23 protein-coding genes are annotated in these 26818 nt (G+C 68.2%); 11 read left to right on the plus strand and 12 right to left on the minus strand.

All coding sequences use genetic code 11. The annotated features are described in order from the left end of the window. The first annotated feature begins 36 nt into the window (after positions 1-36). Both HWX31_RS29605 and HWX31_RS29610 read left to right on the plus strand, forming a co-directional pair. Positions 37-297, plus strand: coding sequence for a hypothetical protein (locus HWX31_RS29605; RefSeq protein WP_244143881.1), 261 nt, complete (start codon positions 37-39; stop codon positions 295-297). A gap of 108 nt (positions 298-405) precedes the next feature. Further along, the gene (locus HWX31_RS29610) at positions 406-1434 is read left to right on the plus strand and encodes a GlxA family transcriptional regulator (RefSeq protein WP_174964942.1); all 1029 of its coding nucleotides are present in this window, start codon (positions 406-408) and stop codon (positions 1432-1434) included. 63 nt (positions 1435-1497) lie between these two features. On the opposite strand, the gene HWX31_RS29615 is transcribed toward HWX31_RS29610, so the two are convergent. Further along, the gene (locus tag HWX31_RS29615; protein ID WP_174964940.1) at positions 1498-2910 is read right to left on the minus strand and encodes a discoidin domain-containing protein; all 1413 of its coding nucleotides are present in this window, start codon (positions 2908-2910) and stop codon (positions 1498-1500) included. A 271-nt stretch (positions 2911-3181) separates the two neighbouring features. On the opposite strand from HWX31_RS29615, the gene HWX31_RS29620 reads away from it, so the two are divergent. From HWX31_RS29620 to HWX31_RS29630, 3 genes are all read left to right on the plus strand, one after another. Continuing rightward, positions 3182-4597: an aminotransferase-like domain-containing protein gene (locus tag HWX31_RS29620; protein ID WP_174964938.1), complete on the plus strand. Its 1416-nt coding sequence runs from the start codon at positions 3182-3184 to the stop codon at positions 4595-4597. Between the two features lie 167 nt (positions 4598-4764). Then, positions 4765-5787: a class I fructose-bisphosphate aldolase gene (locus HWX31_RS29625; protein WP_174964936.1), complete on the plus strand. Its 1023-nt coding sequence runs from the start codon at positions 4765-4767 to the stop codon at positions 5785-5787. 55 nt (positions 5788-5842) lie between these two features. After that, positions 5843-6667: a hypothetical protein gene (locus tag HWX31_RS29630; protein ID WP_174964934.1), complete on the plus strand. Its 825-nt coding sequence runs from the start codon at positions 5843-5845 to the stop codon at positions 6665-6667. Between the two features lie 70 nt (positions 6668-6737). Here HWX31_RS29630 and fdhA read toward each other — a convergent pair whose 3' ends face one another. The 8 genes from fdhA to HWX31_RS29670 form a co-directional block, all read right to left on the minus strand. Next, the gene (gene fdhA / locus HWX31_RS29635) at positions 6738-7934 is read right to left on the minus strand and encodes a formaldehyde dehydrogenase, glutathione-independent (protein WP_059609700.1); all 1197 of its coding nucleotides are present in this window, start codon (positions 7932-7934) and stop codon (positions 6738-6740) included. Positions 7935-8117: 183 nt separating this feature from the next. Further along, positions 8118-9308: an HlyD/EmrA/EmrK family protein gene (locus HWX31_RS29640; RefSeq protein WP_174964932.1), complete on the minus strand. Its 1191-nt coding sequence runs from the start codon at positions 9306-9308 to the stop codon at positions 8118-8120. Next, positions 9309-10916: an efflux transporter outer membrane subunit gene (locus HWX31_RS29645; protein WP_244143882.1), complete on the minus strand. Its 1608-nt coding sequence runs from the start codon at positions 10914-10916 to the stop codon at positions 9309-9311. It abuts the gene before it with no gap. An 8-nt stretch (positions 10917-10924) separates the two neighbouring features. Continuing rightward, complete coding sequence (locus HWX31_RS29650; protein ID WP_059718811.1) at positions 10925-11863, minus strand: glycosyltransferase family 2 protein; 939 nt, start codon at positions 11861-11863, stop codon at positions 10925-10927. Between the two features lie 22 nt (positions 11864-11885). Next, positions 11886-13484: a DHA2 family efflux MFS transporter permease subunit gene (locus HWX31_RS29655; protein WP_174964928.1), complete on the minus strand. Its 1599-nt coding sequence runs from the start codon at positions 13482-13484 to the stop codon at positions 11886-11888. Further along, on the minus strand, positions 13481-14785 hold the full coding sequence (locus HWX31_RS29660; RefSeq protein WP_175933996.1) for a glycosyltransferase: 1305 nt from the start codon (positions 14783-14785) through the stop codon (positions 13481-13483). The genes HWX31_RS29655 and HWX31_RS29660 overlap by 4 nt, the downstream gene beginning before the upstream one ends. A 17-nt stretch (positions 14786-14802) precedes the next feature. Next, entirely contained in the window at positions 14803-15372 is a 570-nt protein-coding gene (locus HWX31_RS29665; RefSeq protein ID WP_174963597.1) for a methyltransferase family protein, read from the minus strand. Positions 15373-15419: 47 nt separating this feature from the next. Continuing rightward, on the minus strand, positions 15420-16322 hold the full coding sequence (locus HWX31_RS29670) for an alpha/beta fold hydrolase (RefSeq protein ID WP_174963595.1): 903 nt from the start codon (positions 16320-16322) through the stop codon (positions 15420-15422). A gap of 729 nt (positions 16323-17051) precedes the next feature. Between HWX31_RS29670 and betI the strand changes: the two genes are divergently transcribed. Genes betI through betA form a run of 3 tightly spaced genes read left to right on the plus strand, consistent with a single transcriptional unit; the run spans position 17052 to position 20861 of the window. Continuing rightward, positions 17052-17636 carry a transcriptional regulator BetI gene (gene betI / locus HWX31_RS29675; protein ID WP_059609708.1) on the plus strand — a complete coding sequence of 195 codons (585 nt, stop codon included), beginning with the start codon at positions 17052-17054 and terminating at the stop codon, positions 17634-17636. Positions 17637-17668: 32 nt separating this feature from the next. Beyond that, a complete protein-coding gene (gene betB / locus HWX31_RS29680) occupies positions 17669-19138 on the plus strand; it encodes a betaine-aldehyde dehydrogenase (protein ID WP_174963593.1) in 1470 nt (489 codons plus the stop codon). A gap of 22 nt (positions 19139-19160) precedes the next feature. Beyond that, on the plus strand, positions 19161-20861 hold the full coding sequence (gene betA / locus HWX31_RS29685) for a choline dehydrogenase (RefSeq protein ID WP_174963591.1): 1701 nt from the start codon (positions 19161-19163) through the stop codon (positions 20859-20861). A 91-nt stretch (positions 20862-20952) separates the two neighbouring features. On the opposite strand, the gene HWX31_RS29690 is transcribed toward betA, so the two are convergent. From HWX31_RS29690 to HWX31_RS29700, 3 genes are read right to left on the minus strand one after another with little or no spacing between them, the layout of a single operon-like run. After that, a complete protein-coding gene (locus HWX31_RS29690; protein ID WP_174963589.1) occupies positions 20953-21558 on the minus strand; it encodes a dual specificity protein phosphatase family protein in 606 nt (201 codons plus the stop codon). A 6-nt stretch (positions 21559-21564) separates the two neighbouring features. Then, complete coding sequence (locus tag HWX31_RS29695) at positions 21565-22059, minus strand: hypothetical protein (protein ID WP_059609711.1); 495 nt, start codon at positions 22057-22059, stop codon at positions 21565-21567. Continuing rightward, positions 22056-23198, minus strand: a complete 1143-nt coding sequence (locus HWX31_RS29700) for an MGDG synthase family glycosyltransferase (RefSeq protein ID WP_174963586.1) — start codon at positions 23196-23198, stop codon at positions 22056-22058. The genes HWX31_RS29695 and HWX31_RS29700 overlap by 4 nt, the downstream gene beginning before the upstream one ends. Before the next feature lie 313 nt (positions 23199-23511). Here HWX31_RS29700 and HWX31_RS29705 point away from each other — a divergent pair, with 313 nt between their 5' ends. The 3 genes from HWX31_RS29705 (at position 23512) to HWX31_RS29715 (ending at position 26808) form a co-directional block, all read left to right on the plus strand. Further along, positions 23512-24471 (plus strand): ABC transporter ATP-binding protein, encoded by a 960-nt coding sequence (locus HWX31_RS29705; protein ID WP_059638647.1) that lies wholly within the window; start codon positions 23512-23514, stop codon positions 24469-24471. Then, complete coding sequence (locus HWX31_RS29710; RefSeq protein WP_059609714.1) at positions 24468-25229, plus strand: ABC transporter permease; 762 nt, start codon at positions 24468-24470, stop codon at positions 25227-25229. Before HWX31_RS29705 ends, HWX31_RS29710 begins: the two co-directional genes overlap by 4 nt. A 142-nt stretch (positions 25230-25371) precedes the next feature. Then, positions 25372-26808, plus strand: a complete 1437-nt coding sequence (locus tag HWX31_RS29715) for an MFS transporter (RefSeq protein WP_174963584.1) — start codon at positions 25372-25374, stop codon at positions 26806-26808. The last annotated feature ends 10 nt before the right edge of the window (positions 26809-26818 follow it).

Consider the following 26818-nt stretch of genomic DNA (forward strand, 5'->3'; position numbering starts at 1 on the left):
GGCCCGCCGCGCCTGGGTTTCCGGCATGTCCAGGGCATGGCTGCCGACGGCTCTATTCTTGTCGTTCGGATTTTCGGTCGATTGATGAATTTAGACGCGTTCTTTGCCTTTTCCGCCATGCGCGTCCGTTTTATACAAGTGACCGATCGTGCTTTTTCGGATCGCCAAGCATCGCCGCCGCAGCGCGGCAATGGCCGGCAGGCACTGCCGCGGTGCCGCCGCCGCCCGTCGCGGGTGCAGCCGGTCACGAATTCGGTGCAGTGCAGCAACGCACTTGAGCCAAATCAACGTATGTAGCTAGGGTTTCGCCGTATGGCACGCTTGTTGCGCTCGCTCACACAATACCGCAGCCCGATTTTGTGCCTCGGGCCATAGCTATTAGCAGAGATTCTAGGAACGCTCCCCATGTCGCCCGACCGCACAGCGTCGCTGTCTCATTTCGCGTTCATGCCGTTGCCCAACTTCACGATGATCGCGTTCACGAATGCGATCGAGGTGCTTCGGATGGCGAATTACCTGAGCGGCCAGCCGCTCTACCGCTGGTCGGTCATCAGCCCGGAGGGCGGCCCGGTCACGGCGAGCAACGGCCTGACCGTCGACACCGGCCCGGCCGAATGCGCGGGGCAGCCGGACATCGTGTTCGTGTGCGGCGGTGTCGACGTGCAGCGCGCGACCACCGCCGCCCACCTGTCGACGCTGCGCCGCTTCGCGCGTTCGGGCATTCCGCTCGGCAGCCTGTGCACGGGCACCTATGCGCTCGCGAAGTCGGGCCTGCTCGCGGGCTACGCGTGCGCGATCCACTGGGAGAACATGTCCGCGCTGAAGGAGGAGTTTCCCGACACGCGCTTCCTGAAGGAGCTGTTCGTGATCGATCGCGACCGCATCACGTGCACGGGCGGCGTCGCGCCGCTCGACATGATGCTGAACCTGATCGCCGCGCGCGTCGGCACCGCGCGCGTCACGCAGATCGCCGAGCAGTTCATCGTCGAGCACGTGCGCGACACGAGCGCGCAGCAGCGGATGCCGCTCGTCGCGCGGCTCGGCTCGGCCAACAAGTCGCTGTTCGAAGTGATCTCGCTGATGGAGAACAACATCGAGGAGCCGCTGTCGCGCGAGGAGCTCGCGCGCCTCGCGAACATGTCGCAGCGGCAACTGCAGCGGCTGTTCCGCGAGCATCTCGGCATGACGCCGACACACTACTACCTGACGCTGCGGCTGCGCCGCGCACGCGAGCTGCTGCTGCAGACCGACATGTCGATCATGCACATCACGATGGCGTGCGGGTTCCAGTCGGCGTGCCATTTCAGCAAGAGCTACCGCGACGCGTTCGGCGTGGCGCCGACGCGGGAGCGCCGCAAGCAGGTTGCGCCGCTCGCGCAGGGGGCGGGCGGCGGCGCGTCGGCCTTCCCGGCGTCGCTCGCGATGCATGCGTGACGCCTGCGTCGCATGACGTAAAAAAGCGGCCTTGCTGGCCGCTTTTTCGTTTGCGCTGGACGCTCAATACCCCCACACCTGCATTTCGTCGAGCGAGTAGCCCCACTGCGTCGCGCGCTTCGTGCCGTACATCCGCACGTAGCGGCCGTGGCCGTTGAGATTCGGGATCGCGACATGACCCCACGCCACGCCGTTGCTGGTCGAGTAGATCGTCGTCCAGTTCACGTTGTCGCTCGACGTCTGGATCTGGTAGACGAGCGCGCCGGCGTCCCAGTAGAGATCGACGCCGTTGATGGTCTTCACGGCCCCGAGATCCACGGAGATCCATTGCGGATCGACGCCGGCGCCCTCCGGCGAATCCCAGCGCGTGCTGGTGGTGTTGCCGTCGAATGCCTTGTCCGGCGTCAGGGACGAGTTGTAGCTGGCCGACGCGGCAGCGGGACGCCCTTGCGACAGCAGCGTGGTCTGGCCGGCGGCCGCACCGCCGTAGTAGTTCGACCCGAGCTTGGCCTTCGTGGTGTCGGCGTTCACGCCGAACTGCGACAGGCTCCAGCGCTGGCCGGTCGTCACGTCGCCCACGTAGAGCTGATAGCCGCCGGCCGTCGTCGACGAGAAGAACACGTAGTTCGTGCCGTTCACCGGCGCCGGATCGGAGTTGTTGCTGATGCAGTCGTTGATCGCGAGCTGGTTCGGCGTCGACGCCGGGTCCGAGGTCTTCGAATAGATCTGGTCGAGCTGGCTCGTGTCCTTCCAGCGCGCGTAGAACACCGTGCCGTCCGCGCGCACGATCGGATAGTAGGTCTGCAGGCCCGCCGGATTATCGAACACGGCCGTGGCGCCGGTCGCGATCGTGCGTTTCATCAGGCCCATGTTCGCGCCGGTGCCGGTGGCGTAGTAGACGGCGCTCGCGTCCGGCGCGAGAAACGGCATCGAATACTCGGCGCCGGCCGGCGCGTTCGTCAGGCTCACGACCGACGTGAACACCGGGCCCGCGCTCGTGTACGACAGCGTCGCCTGCTTGACGTCGCCGTTCTGCTTGAACACGAGGGACTTGCCGTCCGCGCTGAATTTCGGGTCTTCGTTGCGGGTGGCGCCCGTGCTGTTGGTCATGTTGATCGGCGGATTGCTGGTGCCGAGCTGAACCATGAACACGTTCCATGCGCCGTTCATGATGCCCATGAACGCGAGCCACTTGCCGTCGGGGCTGAACACGCCGTTCATCGGATCGGTGATGCCCCACGAACTCTTGCTCAACTGGGTCAGCGTGCGCGCCGAGAAATCGTAGAGGAACAGCTGGCTCGTGCCGTCGCCGTAGTTGACGTAGCTGTGATAGACGAGCTTGCCCGTCAGTGCGCTCGGAAACGATGCGTTGGACTGGGCCGGAGGATTGCTGATGCATGCCGCTTCGGCCGCACCGCCGGAAAGATTGAGGGCGATACCGGCCACGAGGCCCGCGACGAGGGTCTTCAATTTCACGCTGGGTATTCCTGGGTGAGAGGTGGAGACGCCGGCAGACAAGGCCCTGCGCGAACGCTCAGGACCACGGATCAGCCGTCGGGCAGCGTGAATTCCGTCTGGATTGGACACCGGATGAAAAAAGGTGCCGAGAGGATGCCCGCTAATCGGACGAATGAAAAGGATCAGGGCCTTGAAAAAACAAGCAGATCAGATATGAGGACCAGATGGTGCGCGACGTGCCCCGTGCTACTCTTTTTTTCAACGAGGCACGGATCGGCCGAGGACACGCATGAAGCGATACGCGGCGCTGGCGCAGACGATAGCCGATTCCATTCGGCGCGGCGATCTGGTGCCCGGTGCGCGCATTCCGACCATTCGCGATGCCAGCAAGGCGTTCAAGGTCAGCCCGACGACCGTGTTCCGTGCGTACTACCTGCTCGAGAGCGAGGGCCTGATCGTCGCGCGAACGCGCTCCGGCTATTTCGTTTCGGATGTCGGGGACAAGCGCGCGCGCCCGAGCCACGGCCCGCCGCGCAAGGCGCCCGTTGCACGCAGCGGCGTCGACGATGCGCTCGCCAGGCTCATGGATTCCATCAAGGATCAGCACGTCGTTCAGTTGGGATCGGCGTTCGCCAGCTATTCGCTGTTTCCGATGAGCAGCCTGTGGCGCTGCGTCACGTCGGTGGCGCGCAACATGAATCGCACGCGGCTGCTGTCCGGTTTTCCCCCCGGGGACGAAGGGCTGCGCCGGCAGATTGCATTGCGGTACCTGATCGCGGGCGCCGCGTTGCCGATGGATGAAATCGTCATCACGACCGGCGCGCTGGAGGCGCTGACGCTGAGCCTGCAGGCGCTGACGCGCCCCGGGGAACTGGTCGCGATCGAACGTCCGGCCTTCCACGCGGTGCTGCAGGCGGTGCAGCGCCTGCATCTGAAGGCCGTAGAAATCCCGGTCGATCCGCGCACGGGGCTCGATCTCGACGCGCTCGCCGAAGCGCTCGACCAGCACCCGATTCGCGCGTGCTGGCTCATGACGTCGTTCCACAACCCGACCGGCGCGACGTTGTCCGACGAGCGCAAGCGCGCGCTGATCGACCTGCTCGCCGCGCATCAGGTGCCGCTGATCGAAGACGACGTCTACAGCGAACTGTATTTCGGGCCCGCGCCGATGCGGCCCGCCAAACTGTACGACGATAGCGGGCTCGTGCTCCACTGCGGCTCGTTTTCGAAATGCCTCGCGCCGGGTTTCCGCATCGGCTGGGTCGCGGCCGGGCGTTACGTGCATCAGATCCGGCAGGCGAAATGCGTCGCGGCGCCGTCGGCCGACGTGCCGGCGCAACTGGCGATTTCGAGCTATCTGCAAGACGGCGGATACGACCGCTTTCTGCGCAAGCTGCGGCGCAATCTCGCCGCGCATCAGGAACAGATGATCGCGGCGGTGCGCGCGTATTTTCCGCAGGGGACCGAAGTATGCACCCCGCTCGGCGGCTATTTCCTGTGGATCGAACTGCCGCCGCGCGTGGATGCGCTGCGCCTGTTCGGCGCCGCGATGGAGAACGGCATCAGCATTGCGCCCGGGCCGATCTTTTCCGCGACGGGCGGATTCCGCCGTTACGTCCGGCTCAACTACGGCCGCCCGTGGACGCCCGCCGTCGAGAACGCGATGCGCATCATCGGCGCGCTCGCGGCGCGGCAGCGTCAGTAGCACGGGGCGTGCCGTGCCGATCGCGCGTAAATCATAATCATCGCGTGCCTTGCGTTCTGATCGACGCGCGACAAAAAATGAAGATCGGAGCACTGACGTTGCGACGCGCAACGTGGAGCCGACCCGGCCGCGTGGCGCTGCATCGCGGTCTTCATGGAGGAGATCAGATGAGCATCGACAGCGAACTCCAGGCGACGATCGACGCACTCGTGCAGGACGGCAAGGGTTTGCTGGCCGCCGACGAAAGCGGCCCGACCATCGCGAAGCGCTTCAAGACGATTGCGGTCGAATCGACTGAGGAGAACCGCCGCGCATGGCGCAGCCTGTTGCTGTCGACGCCGGGCCTCGGCGAATTCATCAGCGGCGTCATCCTGTATGAAGAGACGCTGGGGCAACGCGCGGACGACGGCACGCCGTTGCCCGAACTCGCCGAGCGCCAGCAGATCGTGCCCGGCATCAAGGTCGACGCGGGCAAGATACCGCTCGCGCACGCGCCCGGCGACGAAATCACGCAAGGGCTGGACGGGCTCGCGATTCGCGTCGATCGCTATAAGCAGCAAGGCGCGCGTTTCGCGAAATGGCGCGCGGTGTACAACGTGTCCGATACGCTGCCGAGCCGCCTCGCGATCGACGCGAACGCCGAATCGCTGGCACGCTATGCGGCGATCTGCCAGGAAGCCGGCATCGTGCCGATCGTCGAGCCGGAAGTGCTGATCGACGGCGATCATTCGATCGCGCGGTGCGCGGCCGTGACCGACGCGGTGCTGCATGCGGTGTTCGACGCGCTGCATCGGCATCGGGTCGTGCTGGCGCACATGCTGCTCAAGCCGAGCATGGTCGTCCCGGGCAAGGAGCACGCGGCACAACCGGCGCCCGACGAGGTCGCCGACGCGACGGTCCGTCTGTTGCGCGGCGTCGTGCCGGCCGAAGTTCCCGGCATCTTCTTCCTGTCCGGCGGGCAGACGCCCGAGGAAGCGACGGCCAATCTGGACGCGATGAATCGCCGCTCCGGACGGCCGTGGCTGTTGAGCTTTTCCTATGGACGCGCGCTGCAGGAACCGCCGCTTGCAGCCTGGAAGGGACAGGCGGCCAATGTGCGCGACGCGCAGCAAGCGCTGCTCCTGCGCGCGCGCCTGAACGGTGCGGCCTGTCGCGGTCGGTACGACGCCGCCATGGAGCGCGCGGCATGAATGGATCCGGGCAGATTTCGTTCGGTCAGTCGGGCGAATCTGTCCTCGTCGAACGATGCAAGTCCTGCTCAGCCGGAAAGTCATCGCACGCGACACCCTGACGGGTGCGCTGAACACGCATGCCAGATCGCGACAGGCGACCGGTTATCGCTGCAGTCAGTGCGGCTTCGTCGCTTTCCGCGCGCTCGAGCACTGCCCCGTATGCGGAAAGTGGAACTGGCCGTTCGATGTGCATGCCGGCAGCCCGGCGCGGCCGTCGTTCGACAGCTGGCCTGCGCGCATCGCGCGTTTTCTGCATCACGTCGCCATTCATCAACCGCGCGCGTCGTCGGCGCCGATACTGAGCCTCGCGACGCTCGTGCTGGTGTTCGGCGGCTACGTCGCGCTCGACAAGATGTGCCAGGCGGACCCCGTCTGCCGCGCATCGAACCTGCCGGGTGCATCGGTGATCATCGGCGATTTGCGCACGCCGGCGGACCTGGTGCCGCCGCTCGGCGATCCGGCACTGCCGATGCTGCCGCTGCCGGCCTATCCGTTTCATTCGCTCGACGAAGCCCAGCTCGCGGCCGACGCGCCCGCCGGCCCGAGCGTGGATCAACCCGCGGACCGGACGATCGCAAGCGCGGCACCTGCCGGCGTGCGACATGCTAGCGCCGCGCACGCGCCGGGCACGATGGTTGCCGCGCACCCGTGCAAGGCCCGTGCCGCACCCGGTTGCGTACGGGCGCATGCCGCGCCGATCCGCACCGCGGAACTGCGGAACAGGCCGCCCCCGACGCATCACGCACAGCCGATCCGCCGCGTCGGCGCGCACCCCGAGCCGGCGCAGCGGCAGGCGTCGAACCAGATGGACGCTACCGGGCTCTATCGCAGGCGTTAGGTCCACATGCAAGAAGGGCCGGGGCGTTCGACCGCCCCGGCCCTTTTCGTCTACCGTGCCTTCAGCCGCGTTACGCCGCCAGCAACCCGTGCGGGTCGATGACGAATTTGCGCGGCGCGCCGCCGTCGAACTTCTTGTAGCCTTCCGGCGCCTGGTCGAGCGAGATCACCGTGACGTTGACGATCTGCGCGATCGGCAGCCGGTCGAACAGGATCGCCTGCATCAGGTTGCGGTTGTACTTCAGCACCGGCGTCTGCCCCGTGAAGAACGAATGCGACTTCGCCCAGCCGAGCCCGAAGCGGATGCTCAGGCTGCCGTGCTGCGCGGCCTTGTCCTTCGCGCCCGGATCGTCGGTCACGTACAGGCCCGGAATGCCGATCGCGCCCGCCGGCCGCGTGATTTCCATCAGCGAGTTCAGCACCGTCGCGGGCGCTTCCTCCGAGTGGCCGGACGAGCCGTGGCCGTGCGCCTCGAAGCCGACGCAGTCCACTGCGCAATCGATCTCCGGCGTGCCGAGGATCTGCGCGATCTGCTCGCCGAGCGTCGCGTCCTTCGACAGGTCGACCGTCTCGAAGCCCATCGCCCGCGCGTGCGCGAGACGCTCCGCGTTCATGTCGCCGACGATCGTGACCGCCGCGCCGAGCAGGCGCGCCGATGCGGCCGCCGCCATCCCGACCGGGCCCGCGCCCGCGATGTAGACCGTCGAGCCGGGCTTCACGCCCGCGCTCACCGCGCCGTGATAGCCGGTCGGCAGAATGTCCGACAGGCACGTGAGGTCGCGGATCTTCGCCATCGCCTGATCGCGGTCGGGGAACTTCAGCAGGTTGAAGTCCGCGTACGGCACCAGCACGTACTCGGCCTGCCCGCCGATCCAGCCGCCCATGTCGACGTAGCCGTATGCGCCGCCCGCGCGCGACGGGTTCACGTTCAGGCACACGCCCGTCTGCTGCTCCTTGCACATCGGGCAGCGGCCGCACGCGACGTTGAACGGCACCGACACGATGTCGCCGATCTTCAGCGTCTCGACGTCGCGGCCGACCTCGACCACCTCGCCGGTGATCTCGTGGCCGAGCACGAGCCCGACCGGCGCCGTCGTGCGGCCGCGCACCATGTGCTGGTCCGAGCCGCAGATATTGGTGCTGACCACCTTCAGGATCACGCCGTGGCCGATCGCGCGGCCGCTCGGATCGACCATCTTCGGATAATCGATCTTCTGCACCTCGACCTGGCCCGGCCCAAGATATACGACTCCTCGATTGCTGCTCATCGCATTGTCTCCATGTCTCGTTGGATGGCGCTGCCGCGTACGACAGCGTGCCGTTCGAGAGTAGTCCGGGACATGGGTGCGCCGATGTCTCAAACGCGACATGCGTTTGATTCGTGCCGACATCGGCGGCCGGAGAACGTGGTTGAGCGATCGAGGTGACTGCCTTCTGCGCGAGCGGACCGCTCACCCGCCCTGGTTTTCGCGGATCACCGCCGCGGCGGCCGCCTCGGCCTCGCTCGCGACGCCGTCGTGCACGCGTGTACTTTCGGCCGGCGTCGGCGGCTCGCCGTCGAGCGCGTGCCCGCCGCGCTCGTGCGTATCGACGCTCGCCCGCATCGACAGCCCGACCCGCAGCGGATGCGCGGCGAGGTCGGCCGGCTCGATCGAGATCACCACCGGCACGCGCTGCACGACCTTGATCCAGTTGCCCGCCGCGTTCTGCGACGGCAGCATCGAAAACGCGCTGCCCGTCCCTGCCGAGAACCCCTGCACGCGGCCGCGATAGACGACCCGCGCGCCGTAGATGTCCGACACGATCTCGACCGGCTGCCCGACGCGCATGTGCCGGATCTGCCCCTCCTTGAAGTTCGCCTCGACCCACAGGCGCTTCAACTGCACGATCGACATCAGCGGCACGCCGGGCCCGACCTGCTGCCCGACCTGCACCGCGCGCTGGCCGACGGTGCCGTCGACCGGCGCGACGATCGTCGTGCGCTTCAGGTTGCGGTACGCGAGCTTGAACTGCGCGGCCGCCTGCACGACGGCCGGGCTCTCGTCGACCGGCAGCTTGCTGCCGAGCGCGCGCGCCGCGTCGAGCTGGGCCTGCGCGGCCGCGAGATTCGCCTGCGCGCCGGCGGCCGCCGCGCGGGCGCGCGCGAGCTCCTCCGGCGCGACGATCTCGACCGATGCGCCCGCGCGCGCGGCGAGCGCGCGCTGCGCGAGCGCAAGATCCGCGCGCCGCGCATTCACCGCCTCCACGTACATCGTGTTCGAGATCTTCGCGTTCGCTACCTGCCGCACCGCCTGCGCGAGCTGCGCCTTCGCCTGCGCGAACGCGACCGACGCCTCCGTGTCGTCGAGCCGCACGAGCACCTGCCCGGCGCGCACCGGGTGCGTGTCGCCGGCCAGCACGTCGATCACCGTGCCCGGCACCTGCGCGGAGATCTGCACGATGCTGCCGGCCACGTAGGCGTCGTCGGTTTCCTCGTAGTAGCGGTCGCGGATCAACCACACCGCGAGCCACGCGACGGCGGCCAGCAGCAAGGCCGCGAAGAACACGAGAAAGCGCTTGCGGCGCGTCGCGCGCCGTGCGTCGAGCGCGGCATCGGCCTGCGATGCCGGCATCGGAGCGGTGTGAAGGTTGTCGTGGTGCATTCAGTCGCTTTGCGTGACGGTCAAACGGTCGTGCTGGAACATCGGATTCGACGGCGCGTCGGCCAGGCTCGGGGCCACCGGCGTTGCGCGCACGGTCGCCTTCCGGCTCGCGGATGCGGCGCCGCGTTTCGCCGGCGCGTTCGGCGTCGCGCCCGCGTCGAAGCCGCCGCCGAGCGCGCCGATCAGCCCGACGCGCAGCGTGCGCTGCTTGCCGAGCAGGTCGATCAGCTGCGCGCGCTCGTCGATCAGCGTCAGCTGCGCGACGTCGACGTCCTTCTGCATCAGCAGCCCGCGCCGGTGGCGGTCGGTCGCGATCTGCACGATCTTCTGCGCGGCCGCCACCGCATCCTGCTGCTGCGCAATGAGCGTCTGCGAGGTCTGCAGCGACGTGACGAGCTGCGCGACCTGCCCGAGCGCGTCGTCGACGGTCTTGTTGTACAAGCCGATCGCGACGTCCGCCTGCGCGACGTCCGCGCCGAGCTTCGCCTTCAGCCGCCCGCGATCGAAGATCGGCAGCGACACCGCCGGGCCGACCGAGCCCGCCAGCGCGTCGCGCGAGAACAGCGACGCGGGCGTCAGCGCGAACACGCCGCCGAGGCCGATGAGGTTCACGTCCGGAAAGAACTGCGCGCGCGTCGAATCGGCGTTCGCATACGCGGCCTCGACGCGCAGCCGCGCGGCGACGATGTCGGGCCGGCGGCCGAGCAGGTCGGCCGGCAGCCGTGCGGGCAGCGCCGCGTCTCCGAACTTGCCGACGTGGGGCCGCTGCAGCGCGAGGCCGCGCTCCGGCCCGCGCCCCGACAGCACGCCGAGCTGCAATTGCGCGAGCTTGATCTGCTCGTCGTTCAGCGCGATCTGCCCGAGCAGGCGGCTGCGCTTGATCGACGCGTCGCTCGCGTCGTACGCGTTGTCGATGCCGCGCGCGGTGCGCTCGCGCAGCACCGTCGTGACCCGCTGGCTGACCTTCAGCTTTTGCTGCAGCAGGTCGCGCGCCGCGTAGGCCTGGTCGAGCTGGCAGTAGACGGCGACGATCGCGGTCGACATCGCAAGCCGCACCTGGTCGGCCTCGACGCGCGCCGCGTCGCGCAGCGACATCAGGCTCTTCGTCGCGGCCTTGTTTCTGCCCCACAGGTCGAGCTGGTAGTTCAGTGCGACGAACACCGACGACGGCGACGCGGCCGGATCGCCGAAGATCTGCACCGGCACCTTGTAGCCGCCGATCGTCACGTCGGCGACGTCGCCCGGCTGCGGCATGCGTGCGCGGTTGACTGTCGCGCCGGCGGTGCCGGTCAGCCCGGTCAGCGCGTCGAACTGCTGCAGCTGCGCCTGCGCGATCCGCAGCCGCGCCTGCGCGACCTGCAGGTCCGGATTCTGCTGCAGCGCCTCCGCGACCAGCTGATCGAGCTGCGGGTCCTGCAGCTGCGCGACCCAGTCCGGCGCGGGCCATGCGCCGGCCGCGCCGGGGCCGGCCGTGCGCGCGAGCGCGTCGTCGGCCGGCGCGCGCAACGACAGCGACGGCAGGAACCCCGACGGCGCGCAGCCGCTCAACGCCAGCAACGCAGCCAGCGCGCCGGCCGTCCAGCCGGTCATCCTCGTCGAACCCCGCATCGCCGCCCTCATCCTTGCCGCACGTGCGGCACCCGCGCGGCCAGCCGCGGACGCGTGCGCTCGAGCGGGCCGAGCCGGCCGAACAGCCCGTCGGCGATGCCGAGCACGATGCCGCCGAGCTTCGCGCGCTTGTCGCGCTCGACGAGCGCGATCTGCACGATCTGCCACAACGTCAGCAGGTTCGGCACGATCGCCACCGGAAAGCGCAGGCCGTACTGGATGCCGAGCTGCACGGCGTTGCGCGCGCTGTAATAGCGCCGCTGCCACGGGTGATTCATCGACGTCATCGCGAAAGGGCCGAGCGCATGGCGCCGCTTCGCGCCGATCCGGTGCGTCAGCACCAGCGACGGCACGACGTAGAGCGGCACGTTGCGTGCGAGCGCGCGGAAGCAGTATTCGGTGTCGACGTGATCGATGAAGAGCGTCTCGTCGAACGGGCCGAGCGTGTCGTACGCGTCGCGCGATACGACGCAGCCCGACGAGATCAGGAACGCGCAGCGCTGCATCGCGGCGCCCGGCTCGATGTTCAGGCGGCGCAGCGTGATGCCGTTGGTCGACAGCTCCGGCAGGAAGCTGCGCGCGTTCTCGTCGAAGATGCGCGGGCCGGCCAGGAACGCGCGCGGCGCGAGCCCCGCGCAGACGTCGCGCATCGCCGGAAAGTACGCGTCCGGCGCCGTCGAATCCTGGTCGAACAGCGCGACCGCGTCGACCCGCTCGCGAAACAGCGCGGCGAGCCCCGCGTTGAACGCGCCTGCGATGCCGCCGCGATTGCCGTGATGCAGCAGCGCGATGCCGTCGCGCGCGCAGGCGTCGCGGGCCCGCGCGTCCGGCTGCGGCGAGTTGTCGACGACGAGCAGCGCGTCGCTCGCGCGCCGCAGCGCGTCGAGCGACGCGAGCTGTGCGTCGGTCGGGTGGTAGAGAATCACGAGCGCGCCGAGTGCCGTCATGTTGCCTCCGAGGAACGCGTTCCTAATGACCGAAGGACGCCGCCGCGCCCCGCTTCGGCCGGGTGAGCCACATCATCGCGGCGAGCACGAGACACGTCATGCTCGCCATCCAGAACATGTCGCCCGTCGCCATCATGTACGCCTGCTGCTGCACGATGCGGTGCAGCGTCGTCAGTTCGCGCGTGCCGTCGATGCCCATCGCGTTGAGCGTGTGCACGAAGCGCTGCGTGTTCGCCGCGGCCTGCGTGACCGACTGCGACACGACGTCGTAGTGCCAGGTCGCGCGGTTGTCCCACAGCGTCACGCTCATCGCGGTGCCGAACGCGGCCGACAGCGTGCGCAGGAAGTTCGACAGGCTCGACGCGGCGGCGAGCTTGTCGTCGGGGATGCGCGACAGCGTCGCCGCGGTCAGCGGAATGAAGAAGCACGGCAGCCCGATGCCCTGGATCAGCCCCGGCGTGACGATCTGCGCGAACGTCATCTTCAGCGTGAAGTGCGCGTCCCACGCGAGCACGCCGGCGAACACGAGAAAGCCGAAGGTCGCGAGCACACGCGCGTCGAAGCGGTGCGCGTGCAGCCCGACGAGGATCGAGAACACCAGCGCGAGGATGCCGAGCGGCGCGGTCGCGAGCCCCGCATGGAACGCGTTGTAGCCCATCACCGCCTGCAGCCACAGCGGGAACACCACGCCGACCACCGAGAAGCTCATCATCCCGAGCGAGATGATCAGCACGCAGAACGAGAACGTGCGGTCGCGGAACAGGCTCAGCTCGACCACCGGATGCGCTTCGCCCGCTTCCCAGATCAGCAGCGACACGATCGCGATGCCCGCGACGATCGCCAGCGTGACGATCAGCGGCGAGCCGAACCAGCCTTCGTCGTGGCCGAGGTCGAGCACCGCCTGCAGCGCGCCGACGCCGATCACGAGCAGCACGATGCCCGGCACGTCGACCGGGCCGGCCGCGCCGCGCTGCGCGTCGGGCCGCAGCATCGCGGTGCAGACCGCGAACGAGAAGATGCCGATCGGCAGGTTGATCAGGAAGATCCACGGCCACGAGAAGCTGTCGATGATCCAGCCGCCGACCACCGGCCCGAAGATCGGCGCGAGCAGCACCGTCATCGCCCACAGCGCGAGCGCGACCGTGCGCTTCTCGGGCGGGAACGCGCGCAGCAGGATCGTCTGGGACAGCGGCACCATCGGCCCGGAGCACAACCCCTGCAGCGCGCGGCACACGACCAGCACGTGCAGGTCGCGCGCGAGGCCGCACAGCAGCGACGTCAATGTGAACAGCAGCACCGCGCCGACGAACAGCCGCAGCTCGCCGATGCGGCGCGCGAGCCAGCCGGTGAGCGGCACCGCGATCGCCGCGGCGACCGAATACGAGCTGATCACCCAGGTGCCCTGGCTGTTCGACACGCCGAGACTGCCCGAGATCGCCGGCACCGCGACGTTGGTCACGGTCGAGTCGAGCACCTCGATGAAGGTCGCGAGCGACAGCGCGAACGTCAGCAGCGCGAGGCGCGCGCCGCGCAGCGGGCGCGCGGCCTGCGCTGCGACCTGCACTGCGGCTGGGGTGGTCGGGGCGGCGCTCGCGGCGTGCCGCGTCGAAGCGGTGCTCATGCGCCTGCCGCGGCGACGGCCGCCGGCGCGGGCTGCCCGGCCATGCGGCCCGGCTCCGGCGCGAACCGCTCGATGAAATCCGCCGCGCGCTCGCACCCGTCCGCCGCGCCGGTGATCCGCGCCCGCGCGCGCGCGCCCTGCGCCGCGAACCCGGGATCGTCGAGCACGCGCCGCAGCGCCGCGCCGAGCCGCGCGCCGTCGACCGGACCGTCGATGCGCACGCCGCAGCCGCTCTGCGCGACGCGCTGCGCGTTGTCGAAGTGGTCGTGCGCGAACGGCGTCACCACCTGCGCAATGCCGGCCTCGTAAGCGAGCGCCGCGGTGCCGATGCCGCCGTGGTGCACGAGCGCACGGCAACGCGGCAGCAGCGTGCGCATCGGCACGAAGCGCCGCACGAGCAGGCGGCCGTCGCGCGGCGGCGCATCAGCCGACGCATCCGCCGGCGTCAGCAGGATGCCGCGCGCGCCGGTGGCGCGCAGCGCTTCGCCGACCGCGCGCGCATACGCGGCGTGATCGACGAGCGTGGAGCCGGCGGTGAACACGACCGGCGGCTCGCCCGCCGCGAGGAACGCATCGAGCTCGGCATCGTCGTCGCGCTCGCCGACGTCATTGAACAGCGGAAAGCCGCTTTGCAGATGCCGCGCGGGCCAGTCCGGCTGCGGCGGCGCGAACCAGTCGGGAAACAGGCACAGCACGCCGTCGGTCGAGTGCAGCCAGCGGCCGAGCACGCGCCGCGCGGGCGGCAGCCCGAGGTCCGCGCGCACGGCGTTCAGCGCGGGGCCGCACACGCGATCGAGCACGAGCCGCTCGATCAGCGTCATCAGCGCCGACTTGACCGGCAGCGGCCAGCGCGCGGGGATCGTCAGGCGCGGGTGCGTCGGCGGCACATGCGCGGACAGGAGCGTCGACGGCGACACCTGCACCGACACATACGGGGTGCCGTGCAGCTCCTGCATGAAGCGCGCGGAGAACGCCCACAGCGTGCCGACGAGCACGGTGTCCGCGTCGGTCAGCGCGCGCAGCGCGTCGTAGTGCGGCTTCAACACCGGCGCGATCACCTGCCACAGCGTGCGGAACGACGTACGCGGGTTCCACAGCGCCGGATTCGCCATCGCCGCGTCGTATTCGGCAGCGGTGCCGACCGGCACGAACGCGAAGCCGAAACGCCGCGCGGCCGCCTCGAACGGCGGATGCGTGCAGAACACGATCGCGTGGCCGCGCGCCGCAAGCGCGCGCGCGATGCCGAGCAGCGGATGCACGTCGCCCGCCGAACCGATCGCGGTCACGATTACCTTCGCCATCGCGCGCCTCGCGGGAGTCAGTAGAAGCCGGGGATCAGCGCCGCGACCTCGCGGCGGTACTGCGCGTAGGCCGCCCCGAAATGGCCGGTCAGCCAGCTCTCCTCGACGCGCACCTTGTAGGCGAGCGATGCGAACACGAGCAGCACGCCGAGCACGCCGCGCCACTCGCCGCCGAGCAGCGCGGCGCCGGCGAGCGCGAGCAGGCAGCCCGTATAGATCGGATGCCGAACGAGTGCGTACGGGCCGCTGCGAACGAGCTCGTGGCCGTCCTTCAGCGTGACCGACACGCTCCAGTTCGTGCCGAGATGCCGCCGCGCCCACACGGAGAACAGCAGCCCGGCGATCAGCACCGCGAGGCCGGCTGCCGACTGCAGGCCGAAACGCTGCCAGTCGGGCGTGAGCGCCTGCCACGTCGGGTCGGGCAGGATGATCAGCGCGCCGCCGACGATCAGCGGAATCGACTGCAGCGTGCGCGAGCGCGACGCCTCCTTGCGCACGGTCGTCTTCACGGCCTTCGACGTGGCGATCCAGTATGCGAGCCACGCGGCCCACGGAACGACGATGGCGATGCTCTGAACGATATTCACGGCTGGCCTGCCTCGTGTGGAGTGGAGAAACGGATGGCTGCGCGGCGTCACGACGACAGCGCGGGCCACGGCGCGCTCACGCATGCCTGCGATACGTCGGGCGACTCGCCGGCCGCGGCCTGCGCGGCGCCGCAGAGGAAGCCGAGCAGTTCCGCGCGCGTGCTCTCGCGCTGCGCGCGGCCTTCGATGTCGAGGAAATGCCCGGCGGCCGGAATCGTCGCGAAGTGCGCGCGCGGCACGTGCGCGGCGAGCCGGCGGACTTCGGCCGGCGTCGTGTATTCGTCGAGCGCGCCGTTGACGAACTTCAGCTCGCAGCGGATGTTCGAGAACTCGCTCAGGTAGCGCTCGGGCTGCAGCGACAGGATCTGGTCGACGTGGAACGCGACCTGGTCCTGCTCGTCGCGCGGCAGCCGCGTCAGGTAGCGGTAGTTGTACAGCTTCATGATGCGCGGCAGGTAGCGGCCCACGGTGTCGTTGAGCAGCTGCGCGGCCTTCAGGTTCTCGCCGGCGGCGATGTGGTCGCGCGCGCGGGTCACGTAGTCGACCATCGCGTCGTTGAGGAACGGCGAGAACGAGCAGATCACCGCGCGCCGCACGCTCGGGCAGCCGCGCGCGAGCGCGAACAGCGACGCGACGCCGCCCCACGACACCGACACGAGGAACGTGGGCGCGAAGCGCTCGACGAGGTGCTGCAGGATCTCGACCTCGTCGTCCTTCGTCAGGACGAAGCAGCCCGGATTGTGCTGGCGCGACTGCCCCGCATACGGCAAGTCGAAGCAGATCGTGTTCATCCGCTCGCCGAGGTACTGGACGGTCTGCCCGAACGACGCCGTGGTCGCGAGCGCGCCGTTGACGAGAATGGCCGTGTCGAAAGCCGGATCGAAGATCTGGCGCTCGACGTATACCTTCAGGCCATTCGGCAGCGGGACCACGTGTTTTTCCGTCGGCATCGTCGTTCTCCCGGTGGATTCGGCGTCTCGGCATGGTTGCTTGCTGCACGCGCACACGTGCGCGACGGCGACGCGCCGGCCCCCCCGGCGCGAGCCTCGATCGCGCTGTCGCCGACGCACTGCGTCAGGTTCGGCTGCGTCGATTGATTCTCGTCAATGCGGCGCAATGTTAATACGCGTCAAATTGATTGCTCAAGCCGCACCAAATATCCCCTCTACTCAGGTAGGAAATACGGCGGATTCAAATTTTTTCCGCATTTTTTATGGTATGCGGAACGGTACGATGCTGCCGGAAATCGTTTCCATTGCAGCCGCACCAGGTCTAAACAAACGCCAATATTTATTAATATTCAACCATTTACAACGTTTCAAACGAGTTTCAGAAACGCACCTCATCCGCCCCTCCCCCATTCGAATGTTTCTTCGTTTTCCGCGGCGCCGCTAAAATCGGCCGCGTCAACATTCTTTCATTGAGAAGGGATCCGAAAATATCCCGCCATTCGTTAACTATCTCGTTCAATTCAGAATCCTGTTTTAAACAAACTTCGCTTTATTCAACAGTCTTACGATTTCGTTTTCCGCAACTGCACATGACTTGCGCCGCATCGGTCGCCCGCGGCTCCCTCGCGAATCCCTTCCGACCCCGGTTTTTTATTGATTGAACGTTCAATAAAAAACCGCTAAGCTCTCGGCTTCCATCCATCCGCCGTCCGTGCACAGGGAGTCGCGATGCCGAAAGTGGGAATGCGGGAAGTCCGCCGCGCGCAACTGATCGACGCGACGCTGCGCTCGATCGACGAAGCGGGCCTGCCCGGCACGACGCTCGCGTCGGTTGCGCAGCGCGCGAAGATCTCGACCGGCATCGTCAGCCACTACTTCGGCGACAAGGACGGCCTGCTCGAAGCGACGATGCGGCACGTGCTGCGCGACCTATGGTCGGCCACCACGCGCCGCCGCGTCGCCGCGCGCAAGGACCCGCGCGCCCGGCTGCGCGCGATCGTCGCCGCGAACTTCGACGACACGCAGATCAGCGCGCCCGTGATGAAGACGTGGCTCGCGTTCTGGTCGCAGAGCATGCACGAGCCGGCACTCAAGCGCCTGCAGCACGTCAACACGCGGCGCCTCTATTCGAACCTGTGCGCGGAGTTCGCGAAAGCGCTGCCGCGCGCGAAGGCGCGGGAAGCCGCCAGCGGCCTCGCCGCGCTGATCGACGGCCTGTGGCTGCGCGGCGCGCTCGCCGGCGGCCCGTTCGATACCCGGGCCGCGCTGCGGCTCGCCCACGATTACATCGATCTGCTGCTCGCGTCGGCGTGACGCGGCGCACGGTCGCCACCCAGGAGATCCTCATGTCCGTATACGGTTTGCAGCGCCTCTACATCGGCGGCGGCTACGTCGATGCCACCAGCGGCAAGACTTTCGACACCTTCGATCCGGCCACCGGCGAACTGCTCGCGCAGGTGCAGCAGGCGAGCGCCGCCGACGTCGACCGCGCGGTCGCGTCCGCGCGCGAAGGCCAGCGCGAATGGGCGGCGATGACCGCGATGCAGCGCTCGCGCATCCTGCGCCGCGCGGTCGAGCTGCTGCGCGAGCGCAACGACGCGCTCGCCGCGCTCGAGACGCGCGACACCGGCAAGCCGATCGCCGAGACGCTCGCGGTCGACATCGTCACCGGCGCGGACGTGATCGAGTACTACGCGGGCCTCGCGACCGCGATCGAAGGGCTGCAGGTGCCGCTGCGCGCCGAGTCGTTCGTCTACACGCGCCGCGAGCCGCTCGGCGTGTGCGCGGGCATCGGCGCGTGGAACTACCCGATCCAGATCGCGTGCTGGAAGACGGCCCCCGCGCTCGCGGCCGGCAACGCGATGGTGTTCAAGCCGAGCGAAGTGACGCCGCTGACGGCGCTGAAGCTCGCGGAGATCTATACGGAAGCCGGCGTGCCGGCCGGCGTGTTCAACGTCGTGCAGGGCGACGGCTCGGTCGGCGCGCTGCTCACCGGCCATCCGGACATCGCGAAGGTGTCGTTCACCGGCGGCGTCGAGACCGGCAAGAAGGTGATGTCGCTTGCAGGGGCCTCGTCGCTGAAGGAAGTGACGATGGAGCTCGGCGGCAAGTCGCCGCTGATCGTGTTCGACGACGCCGACCTCGACCGCGCCGCCGACATCGCGGTGACCGCCAACTTCTTCAGCTCGGGCCAGGTCTGCACGAACGGCACGCGCGTGTTCGTGCACCGCTCGGTCAAGGACGCCTTCACCGAGCGCGTGCTCGAACGCGTGAAGCGCATCCGCGTCGGCAAGCCGACCGATGCCGATACCAACTTCGGCCCGCTCGTGTCCGCCGCGCAGCTCGACAAGGTGCTCGACTTCATCGACAGCGGCAAGGCCGAGGGCGCGAAGCTGCTCGCGGGCGGCGCGCGCCTGACCGACGGCCACTTCGCGAATGGCCAGTACGTCGCGCCGACCGTGTTCGGCGACTGCCGCGACGACATGAAGATCGTCCGCGAGGAAATCTTCGGGCCGGTGATGAGCATCCTCGAATTCGCATCGGAGGACGAAGTGATCGCCCGCGCGAACGACACGCACTTCGGGCTCGCGGCCGGCGTCGTCACCGAGAACCTGTCGCGCGCGCACCGCACGATCCACCGCCTCGAGGCGGGCATCTGCTGGATCAATACGTGGGGCGAATCGCCGGCCGAGATGCCGGTTGGCGGTTACAAGCAATCCGGCGTCGGACGGGAGAACGGCATCACGACGCTCGAGCACTACACTCGAATCAAGTCGGTGCAGGTCGAGCTCGGCCGCTACAACCCGGTGTTTTGAGTCACGAACAAGGAGATCCGTCATGACGACACGCGAATACGACTACATCATCTGCGGCGCGGGCTCCGCGGGCAACGTGCTCGCGACGCGCCTGACGGAAGATCCGGACGTCACGGTGCTGCTGCTCGAGGCCGGCGGCCCCGACTACCGCTTCGACTTCCGCACGCAGATGCCGGCGGCGCTCGCCTATCCGCTGCAGGGCCGCCGCTACAACTGGGCGTACGAGACCGACCCCGAGCCGCACATGGACAACCGCCGGATGGAATGCGGGCGCGGCAAGGGGCTCGGCGGCTCGTCGCTGATCAACGGCATGTGCTACATCCGCGGCAACGCGCTCGACTACGACAACTGGGCGACGCACCAGGGCCTCGAGAACTGGGCGTATCTGGACTGCCTGCCGTACTTCAAAAAGGCCGAGACTCGCGACGTCGGCCCGAACGACTATCACGGCGGCAGCGGCCCCGTGTCGGTCACGACCAGCAAGCCGGGTGTGAACCCGCTGTTCGAGGCGATGGTCGAGGCCGGCGTGCAGGCCGGCTATCCGCGCACCGACGACCTGAACGGCTACCAGCAGGAAGGCTTCGGCCCGATGGACCGCACCGTGACGCCGCGCGGCCGCCGCGCGAGCACCGCGCGCGGCTACCTCGACCAGGCGCGCGCGCGGCCGAACCTCGAGATCGTCACGCACGCGCTCGCCGACCGCATCCTGTTCGACGGCAAGCGCGCGTCGGGCGTCACGTACCTGCGCGGCAGCGAGCGCGCGACCGCGCATGCGCGCCGCGAAGTGCTCGTGTGCAGCGGCGCGATCGCGTCGCCGCAGCTGCTGCAGCGCTCGGGCGTCGGACCCGGCGCATGGCTGAAGGAGCTGGACATCCCCGTCGTGCTCGACCTGCCCGGCGTCGGCCAGAACCTGCAGGACCATCTGGAGATGTACATCCAGTACGAATGCAAGGAGCCCGTGTCGCTGTACCCGGCGCTCAAGTGGTGGAACCAGCCGAAGATCGGCCTCGAATGGATGCTGAACGGCACCGGCCTCGGCGCGAGCAACCACTTCGAGGCGGGCGGCTTCATCCGCACGCGCGACGACGATCCGTGGCCGAACATCCAGTATCACTTCCTGCCGGTCGCGATCAACTACAACGGCTCGAACGCGATCGAGATGCACGGCTTCCAGGCGCACGTCGGCTCGATGCGCTCGCCGAGCCGCGGCCGCGTGAAGCTGCGCTCGCGCGATCCGAACCAGCATCCGAGCATCCTGTTCAACTACATGGCCGAAGCGCTCGACTGGCGCGAGTTCCGCGACGCGATCCGCGCGACGCGCGAGATCATGCGCCAGCCCGCGCTCGACCGCTTCCGCGGCCAGGAGCTGAACCCGGGTGCGGACCTGAAAAGCGACAAGGACCTCGACACGTTCGTGCGCACGCGCGCGGAAACGGCGTTCCATCCGTCGTGCTCGTGCAAGATGGGCTACGACGACATGGCGGTGGTCGACAACGAAGGCCGCGTGCACGGGCTCGAGGGGCTGCGCGTGGTCGACGCGTCGATCATGCCGATCATCACGACCGGCAACCTGAACGCGCCGACGATCATGATCGCGGAGAAGATCGCCGACCGGATTCGCGGGCGGCAGGCGCTGGCGCGTGTGGATGTGCCTTATTTCGTCGCGAACGGTGCGCCGGCGCGCAATGTTGCGAAGGTGGCAAGGCAGCCTGAGAGGGTTTGACCGGCGCGGGCCCATGGCCCGGCCGTTGCCTTCCGAACGCCGCTGACCGTCCCCGTCAGCGGCGTTTGCACTTCTAACGCGGCCTTGCCGCTCAGCCGGCGTTCGCTACGCCGGTTCGTTCGTCGACCTGCCGCCGCAGCCGCTCGACGTCGACATGCTGCAGGTAGTACGTAATGTTCTGCCAGATCGGATGAAACCCGTAGCCGCCATGCTGCAGCTCATCGAGCGCCTGTTCCCTCGTCCAGCCCTGGTACACCATCCGATACAGCGCCGACACGAGGCCGGTGCGATCCGCGCCGTGCTGGCAGTGGATCAGCACCGGGCCATCCCGGTCCGCGTCGCGCAGCGCCTTGAGCGCCGCGACCATGTCTTCGTCGCGGATGTACCAGGTGTTGATCGGAATGCGCTGCATCGTGATCTGCGTGCCGGCCAGGATGCGCTCGTCCGAGTGAAACGCCCGGAAGCTGATGACCTTGCGAATGCCGAGCTTCTGCAATTCCGGCACATCCTCCCTGGAAAGCAGCGCGCTGCGGTACAGCGACGGCGTGATGCGATGCAGGTTGTTCACGCGCGCATCGGCAACGCTTTGCGCCCATTGAAGCGGTCGCACGGCGACATCGGTAGACGGCTGCGCGCCGACCGGCGGCACGAGCCCCGCGAGCGTGACGGCAATCACGGCAATGACGGCAATTTTCATGACGGTTCAGAGGGATGTGCGCTCGCGCGCGCGGGAAAGGAAGAACAGGACGATCGCAGCGGCGCTCATGGTCCAGTAGTCGGTCGGCGCAACGCCCAGCCAGTGGATATGCCACGGCACGTTGGCCGGGGTGAACCGGGCGAGACCATAGGCCGGGTTCAGGACGAACCACAGAAAATCCTCGGCCAGCCAGAACACCATGATGCAGGCGATCAGGCGGGCTTCGATCCGCCACGACCACCGTCCATTGAAGACGGGCGGCAGATGGAAGAACAGCGCGACGAACGGGAACACCCACGCGTGATATCCGGTCATCGGACGCCCGCCCCAGAAGATATCGAGCAGCCAGTGCTTCTCGATGCGCCAGGTCGGCAGGTTGGCGGCCCAGCCCGCGCTGCCCTCGATCTGAATCTCGACGTTCGCGAAAAAGTAAGCCAGCAGCACGACCCAGGCGACGAGCACGAGCGTTCGGCGCGTCGGCAGAAAACAGGACACGCTCATGCGGCAGGCTCCAGGCCCAGCACGCGGTCGAGCACGAAGCGCCCGGCCTGCGGCCGCCCGAGCGGGGCGAGACGCCGGCGCATGTCGGCAAGACGCTCGGGCGCCTGCAGCAACGCGCGGATGCGATAGACGAGCGCATCGTCGTCGATGGCCTTGAGCGCCACGCCCTGCTCCAGCAGGAAATCCGCATTGCGCTCTTCCTGGCCCGGAATCGGCGAGTTGACGATCATCGGCAACTGCATCGCCAGGCATTCGGAGGTCGTCAGGCCGCCCGGCTTGGTGATCACGAGGTCGGCGCATGCCATCAGGCGCTCGACCTGTTGCGTAAAGCCCTGCGGAAAGAGCCGGCCGGGATGTTGCGCGGCGAGCGCCTGCAACGACGCGAGCATCGCCTGGTTCTTGCCTGCCAGCGCGATCAGCTGGAAGTCGGCGTCCATTTCCAGCAGACGCGCCGCCAGCACGTCGAGCCCGCCGAGGCCCGCGCCGCCGGACATCATCAGGAAGGTCGGGCGCGCCGGGTCCAGGCCGAACTCGGCCGCACAGGCCGCGCGGTCGAGCGGCTGGCCGAACGCCGGCATGATCGGGATGCCGCTGACGTGCACGGCGTCGGGCGCCATCCCGCGCGCGCGCATCCGCCACGCGATCTCGTCGTTGGCGGCGAAGTAGCCGCTCATGTTGGGCACGACCCACATGCTGTGCAGGTCGAAGTCGGTCACCTGCACCCACACCGGCGCATCGAGGCGCGCCTTGCGAATCTCGCGCGACAGCAGCTCGGCCGGCAGGAAGTGCGTGCAGATGATGGCGTCCGGGCGCTGCCGTTCGATCTCCGCGAGCAACGGCCGGCAGTTGAGCCGCTCGATCGCGCGCCGGATCTTCTGCGACGGCGCGCTGGGGTCCGCCTCGTCGGTCTTCTGGTACAGGTAGCCCCACAGCGCCGGCTGGCTGCTGACGAGCTTGATGTAGAGGTCGGTGTACAGCTTGCGGAAGCCGGTGGAAACGAAATCCATCACGTCGAGGTGCGTGGCTTCGATGCCTGCCGGGTGGCTGTCCGCGAACGCGCGGATCGCCTCGGCCGCGCGGGTATGGCCGGCTCCCGCGCTGACGCTCAGGAGGAGGATTTTCTTGTTTTGTGTCGACATCTGACTGACCGTTTTGATTAGTGTGATCCGGGTGCGAGTTTGGCATAACACGCCGTCAACATAGAAGCCAATCCTCGCGAATCGCCCGCTGCGCGGACTATCGCCGCCACCGCCGTTTGTTCACCAAAACCGAATAATCGACAGGTTTCCGCGCAGCTGTCACGCCCCCCGGCAAACTCCGGTCGCCGTTGCTAAGATAGCGATCCCATCGTTTCGACGAACGCCCGATGCCGCCTGCCCGCGCCACGCCCCGCCCTTCGCGCCCGCGCGCCGCCGCGCCGGCGCCCGCCCTCTCTCCTACCGGACTTCGCCCGTGAGCACGCCCCCGATCCTGTCCGTCTCGAACCTGTCCAAGACCTACGCGTCCGGGTTCCAGGCCCTGAAGCACGTCAATCTCGACATCCGCGCCGGCGAAATCTTCGCGCTGCTCGGGCCGAACGGCGCCGGCAAGACGACGCTGATCGGCTCGATCTGCGGGATCGTCACGCCGACCGACGGCCGCGTGACGGTCGGCGGCCACGACATCCGCGACGCGTACCGCGCGGCCCGCGAGTTGATCGGCCTCGTGCCGCAGGAGCTGACGACCGACGCGTTCGAGACCGTGTGGGCGACCGTGTCGTTCAGCCGCGGCCTGTTCGGCAAGGCGCCGAACCCCGCGCACATCGAGAAGACGCTGAAGGCGCTGTCGCTGTGGGACAAGCGCGACAACAAGCTGATGACGCTGTCGGGCGGCATGAAGCGCCGCGTGATGATCGCGAAGGCGCTGTCGCACGAGCCGCGCATCCTGTTCCTCGACGAACCGACCGCGGGCGTCGACGTCGAGCTGCGCCGCGACATGTGGAAGCTCGTCGATTCGCTGCGCGAAAGCGGCGTGACGATCGTGCTGACCACGCACTACATCGAGGAAGCCGAGGAAATGGCCGACCGGATCGGCATCATCCAGGGCGGCGAACTCGTGCTCGTCGAAGACAAGCACGAGCTGATGCGCAAGCTCGGCAAGAAGCAGCTCACGGTGCAGCTCGAACAGCCGCTCGCCGCGCTGCCGCCCGCGCTCGCGCCGTTCGGGCTCGAACTCGCGGACGCCGGCAGCGCGCTCGTCTACACCTACGACTCGCAGCGCGACGACGTGGGCATCGCGACGCTGATCAACGCGCTCGGCGCGGCCGGCATCGGCTTTCGCGACCTGCACACGACGCAGAGCTCGCTCGAGGACATCTTCGTCAGTCTGATCGACAACCGCCGCAACGGCTCACGAGAGGCAACCCTCGCATGAACTTCCAAGCAATCCGCGCGATCTACCGCGCAGAAATGGCCCGCACGCGGCGCACGCTGATGCAGAGCATCATCGCGCCGGTGATCTCGACGTCGCTCTACTTCGTCGTGTTCGGCTCCGCGATCGGCTCGCGCATCAGCGACGTGAACGGCATCGGCTACGGGTCGTTCATCGTGCCGGGCCTCGTGATGCTGTCGCTGCTGTCGCAGAGCATCTCGAACGCGTCGTTCGGCATCTACTTCCCGCGCTTCACGGGGACGATCTACGAGATCCTGTCGGCGCCGGTGTCGTACTGGGAGATCGTGATCGCCTACGTCGGCGCGGCCGCGTCGAAGTCGATGCTGCTCGGCCTGATCATCCTCGCGACCGCCGGCCTGTTCGTGCCGCTGCACATCCTGCATCCGTTCTGGATGGTGCTGTTTCTCGTGCTGACGTCGATCACGTTCAGCCTGTTCGGCTTCGTGATCGGCATCTGGGCCGACAGCTTCGAGAAGCTGCAGCTCGTGCCGCTCCTGATCATCACGCCGCTCACGTTCCTCGGCGGCAGCTTCTACTCGGTCGACATGCTGCCGCCCGCGTGGCGCATCGTCACGCTGTTCAACCCGATCGTCTACCTGATCAGCGGCTTCCGCTGGTCGTTCTACGGGCTCGCGGACGTGCACGTCGGGATCAGCCTCGGCGCCACCACGCTGTTCCTCGCCGTGCTGCTCGCGATCGTCGCGTGGATCTTCCGCACCGGGTATCGGTTGAAGAACTGACGCGCAGCCGCGTCGCGGCGATGACGCATTTGGGCAAGCCCGCGACGTTTTTCCTCCGATGTGACCATTTGTGGTCGCGTCTACTGAAAACCAGAGGCCTTGAAGCATCCAGCTTCGAGGCCTTTTCATTTCAGAGGAAGCCATGCCCGCCGCCACCGCCCCCTTCGCGCGCGCCAGCGCCGCCGCCCGGCTCGAACGCCTGCCGTTTTCCGGGTATCACAAGCTGATTTTCTTCATCATCGCGATCGCGTTCTTCTTCGATTCGGTCGACCTCGGCACGATGACCTTCGTGCTCGGCTCGATCAAGAAGGAATTCGGGCTGTCGACCGCGATGGCCGGACTCGTGGCGAGCGCGAGCTTCTTCGGGATGGTGCTCGGCGCGGCGGTCGCGGGGCTGCTCGCCGACCGGTTCGGCCGCCGGCCGGTGTTCCAATGGAGCATGGTGCTGTGGGGCGCGGCGTCGTACCTGTGCTCGACCGCGCAGAGCGTCGACGCGCTGATCGTCTACCGCGTGCTGCTCGGCATCGGCATGGGGATGGAGTTTCCGGTCGCGCAGACGCTCCTGTCCGAATTCGTGCCGGCCGCGAAGCGCGGCCGCCTGATCGCGCTGATGGACGGCTTCTGGCCGCTCGGCTTCATCACCGCCGGCATCGTGTCGTACTTCGTGCTGCCGCAATTCGGCTGGCGCACGGTGTTCGCGCTGCTCGCGATTCCGGCCGTGTTCGTGCTGATCGTGCGCCGCGTCGTGCCCGAATCGCCGCGCTGGCTCGAACACGCGGGCCGGCTCGGCGATGCCGACGCGGTGATGCGCGACATCGAGGCGAAGGTGATGCACTCGGCCGGCGTCACGACGCTGCCGCCTCCGGCGCGGCTCGCGCAGGCGCCGGCGCGGCGCGGCCGCGGCGCGCTGCGCGAGATCTGGAGCGGTGCGTACCGCCGCCGCACGACGATGGTGTGGCTGCTGTGGTTCTTCGCGCTGCTCGGCTTCTACGGGCTCACGTCGTGGCTCGGCGCGCTGCTGCAGCAGGCCGGCTTCGAGGTCACGAAGTCGGTGTTCTATACGGTGCTGATCTCGCTCGGCGGCGTGCCGGGCTTCCTGTGCGCGGCGTGGCTCGTCGAGCGCTGGGGCCGCAAGCCGACCTGCATCGCGTCGCTGCTCGGCGGCGGCGTGATGGCGTATGCATACGGACAGAGCGCGCTGTACGGCGGCAGCACCGCGCTGCTGATCGGCACGGGCCTCGCGATGCAGTTTTTCCTGTTCGGGATGTGGGCCGCGCTGTATACGTACACGCCGGAGCTGTACGGCACCGGTGCGCGCGCGACGGGGTCGGGTTTCGCGTCGGCGGTCGGGCGCGTCGGCTCGCTGATCGGGCCGTACGTGGTCGGCGTCGTGCTGCCGGTGTTCGGGCAGGGCGGCGTGTTCACGCTCGGCGCGCTGTCGTTCGCAGCGGCGGCGCTGGCCGTATGGACGCTCGGGATCGAGACGAAGGGGATGGCGCTGGAAACGCTGGCGGCGGGCGACGACGCGCGCGACGGCGGCCAATGCGCGGCCGCGGCCGCGGCGGACAAGGTGTCGTGACCTGAGCGGG

It is taken from the genome of Burkholderia ubonensis (assembly GCF_902833085.1).
GTDB lineage: Bacteria > Pseudomonadota > Gammaproteobacteria > Burkholderiales > Burkholderiaceae > Burkholderia > Burkholderia ubonensis.

Excerpts from the sequence above, each read along its gene's own strand:
- HWX31_RS29605 (WP_244143881.1), top strand. The coding sequence starts at position 37 with ATGGCTGCCGACGGCTCTATTCTTGTCGTTCGGATTTTCGGTCGATTG.
- HWX31_RS29610 (WP_174964942.1), top strand. The coding sequence starts at position 406 with ATGTCGCCCGACCGCACAGCGTCGCTGTCTCATTTCGCGTTCATGCCG.
- HWX31_RS29620 (WP_174964938.1), top strand. The coding sequence starts at position 3,182 with ATGAAGCGATACGCGGCGCTGGCGCAGACGATAGCCGATTCCATTCGG.
- HWX31_RS29625 (WP_174964936.1), top strand. The coding sequence starts at position 4,765 with ATGAGCATCGACAGCGAACTCCAGGCGACGATCGACGCACTCGTGCAG.
- HWX31_RS29630 (WP_174964934.1), top strand. The coding sequence starts at position 5,843 with ATGCAAGTCCTGCTCAGCCGGAAAGTCATCGCACGCGACACCCTGACG.
- fdhA (WP_059609700.1), bottom strand. The coding sequence starts at position 7,934 with ATGAGCAGCAATCGAGGAGTCGTATATCTTGGGCCGGGCCAGGTCGAG.
- HWX31_RS29640 (WP_174964932.1), bottom strand. The coding sequence starts at position 9,308 with ATGCACCACGACAACCTTCACACCGCTCCGATGCCGGCATCGCAGGCC.
- HWX31_RS29645 (WP_244143882.1), bottom strand. The coding sequence starts at position 10,916 with ATGCGGGGTTCGACGAGGATGACCGGCTGGACGGCCGGCGCGCTGGCT.
- HWX31_RS29650 (WP_059718811.1), bottom strand. The coding sequence starts at position 11,863 with ATGACGGCACTCGGCGCGCTCGTGATTCTCTACCACCCGACCGACGCA.
- HWX31_RS29655 (WP_174964928.1), bottom strand. The coding sequence starts at position 13,484 with ATGAGCACCGCTTCGACGCGGCACGCCGCGAGCGCCGCCCCGACCACC.
- HWX31_RS29660 (WP_175933996.1), bottom strand. The coding sequence starts at position 14,785 with ATGGCGAAGGTAATCGTGACCGCGATCGGTTCGGCGGGCGACGTGCAT.
- HWX31_RS29670 (WP_174963595.1), bottom strand. The coding sequence starts at position 16,322 with ATGCCGACGGAAAAACACGTGGTCCCGCTGCCGAATGGCCTGAAGGTA.
- betI (WP_059609708.1), top strand. The coding sequence starts at position 17,052 with ATGCCGAAAGTGGGAATGCGGGAAGTCCGCCGCGCGCAACTGATCGAC.
- betB (WP_174963593.1), top strand. The coding sequence starts at position 17,669 with ATGTCCGTATACGGTTTGCAGCGCCTCTACATCGGCGGCGGCTACGTC.
- betA (WP_174963591.1), top strand. The coding sequence starts at position 19,161 with ATGACGACACGCGAATACGACTACATCATCTGCGGCGCGGGCTCCGCG.
- HWX31_RS29690 (WP_174963589.1), bottom strand. The coding sequence starts at position 21,558 with ATGAAAATTGCCGTCATTGCCGTGATTGCCGTCACGCTCGCGGGGCTC.
- HWX31_RS29695 (WP_059609711.1), bottom strand. The coding sequence starts at position 22,059 with ATGAGCGTGTCCTGTTTTCTGCCGACGCGCCGAACGCTCGTGCTCGTC.
- HWX31_RS29700 (WP_174963586.1), bottom strand. The coding sequence starts at position 23,198 with ATGTCGACACAAAACAAGAAAATCCTCCTCCTGAGCGTCAGCGCGGGA.
- HWX31_RS29710 (WP_059609714.1), top strand. The coding sequence starts at position 24,468 with ATGAACTTCCAAGCAATCCGCGCGATCTACCGCGCAGAAATGGCCCGC.
- HWX31_RS29715 (WP_174963584.1), top strand. The coding sequence starts at position 25,372 with ATGCCCGCCGCCACCGCCCCCTTCGCGCGCGCCAGCGCCGCCGCCCGG.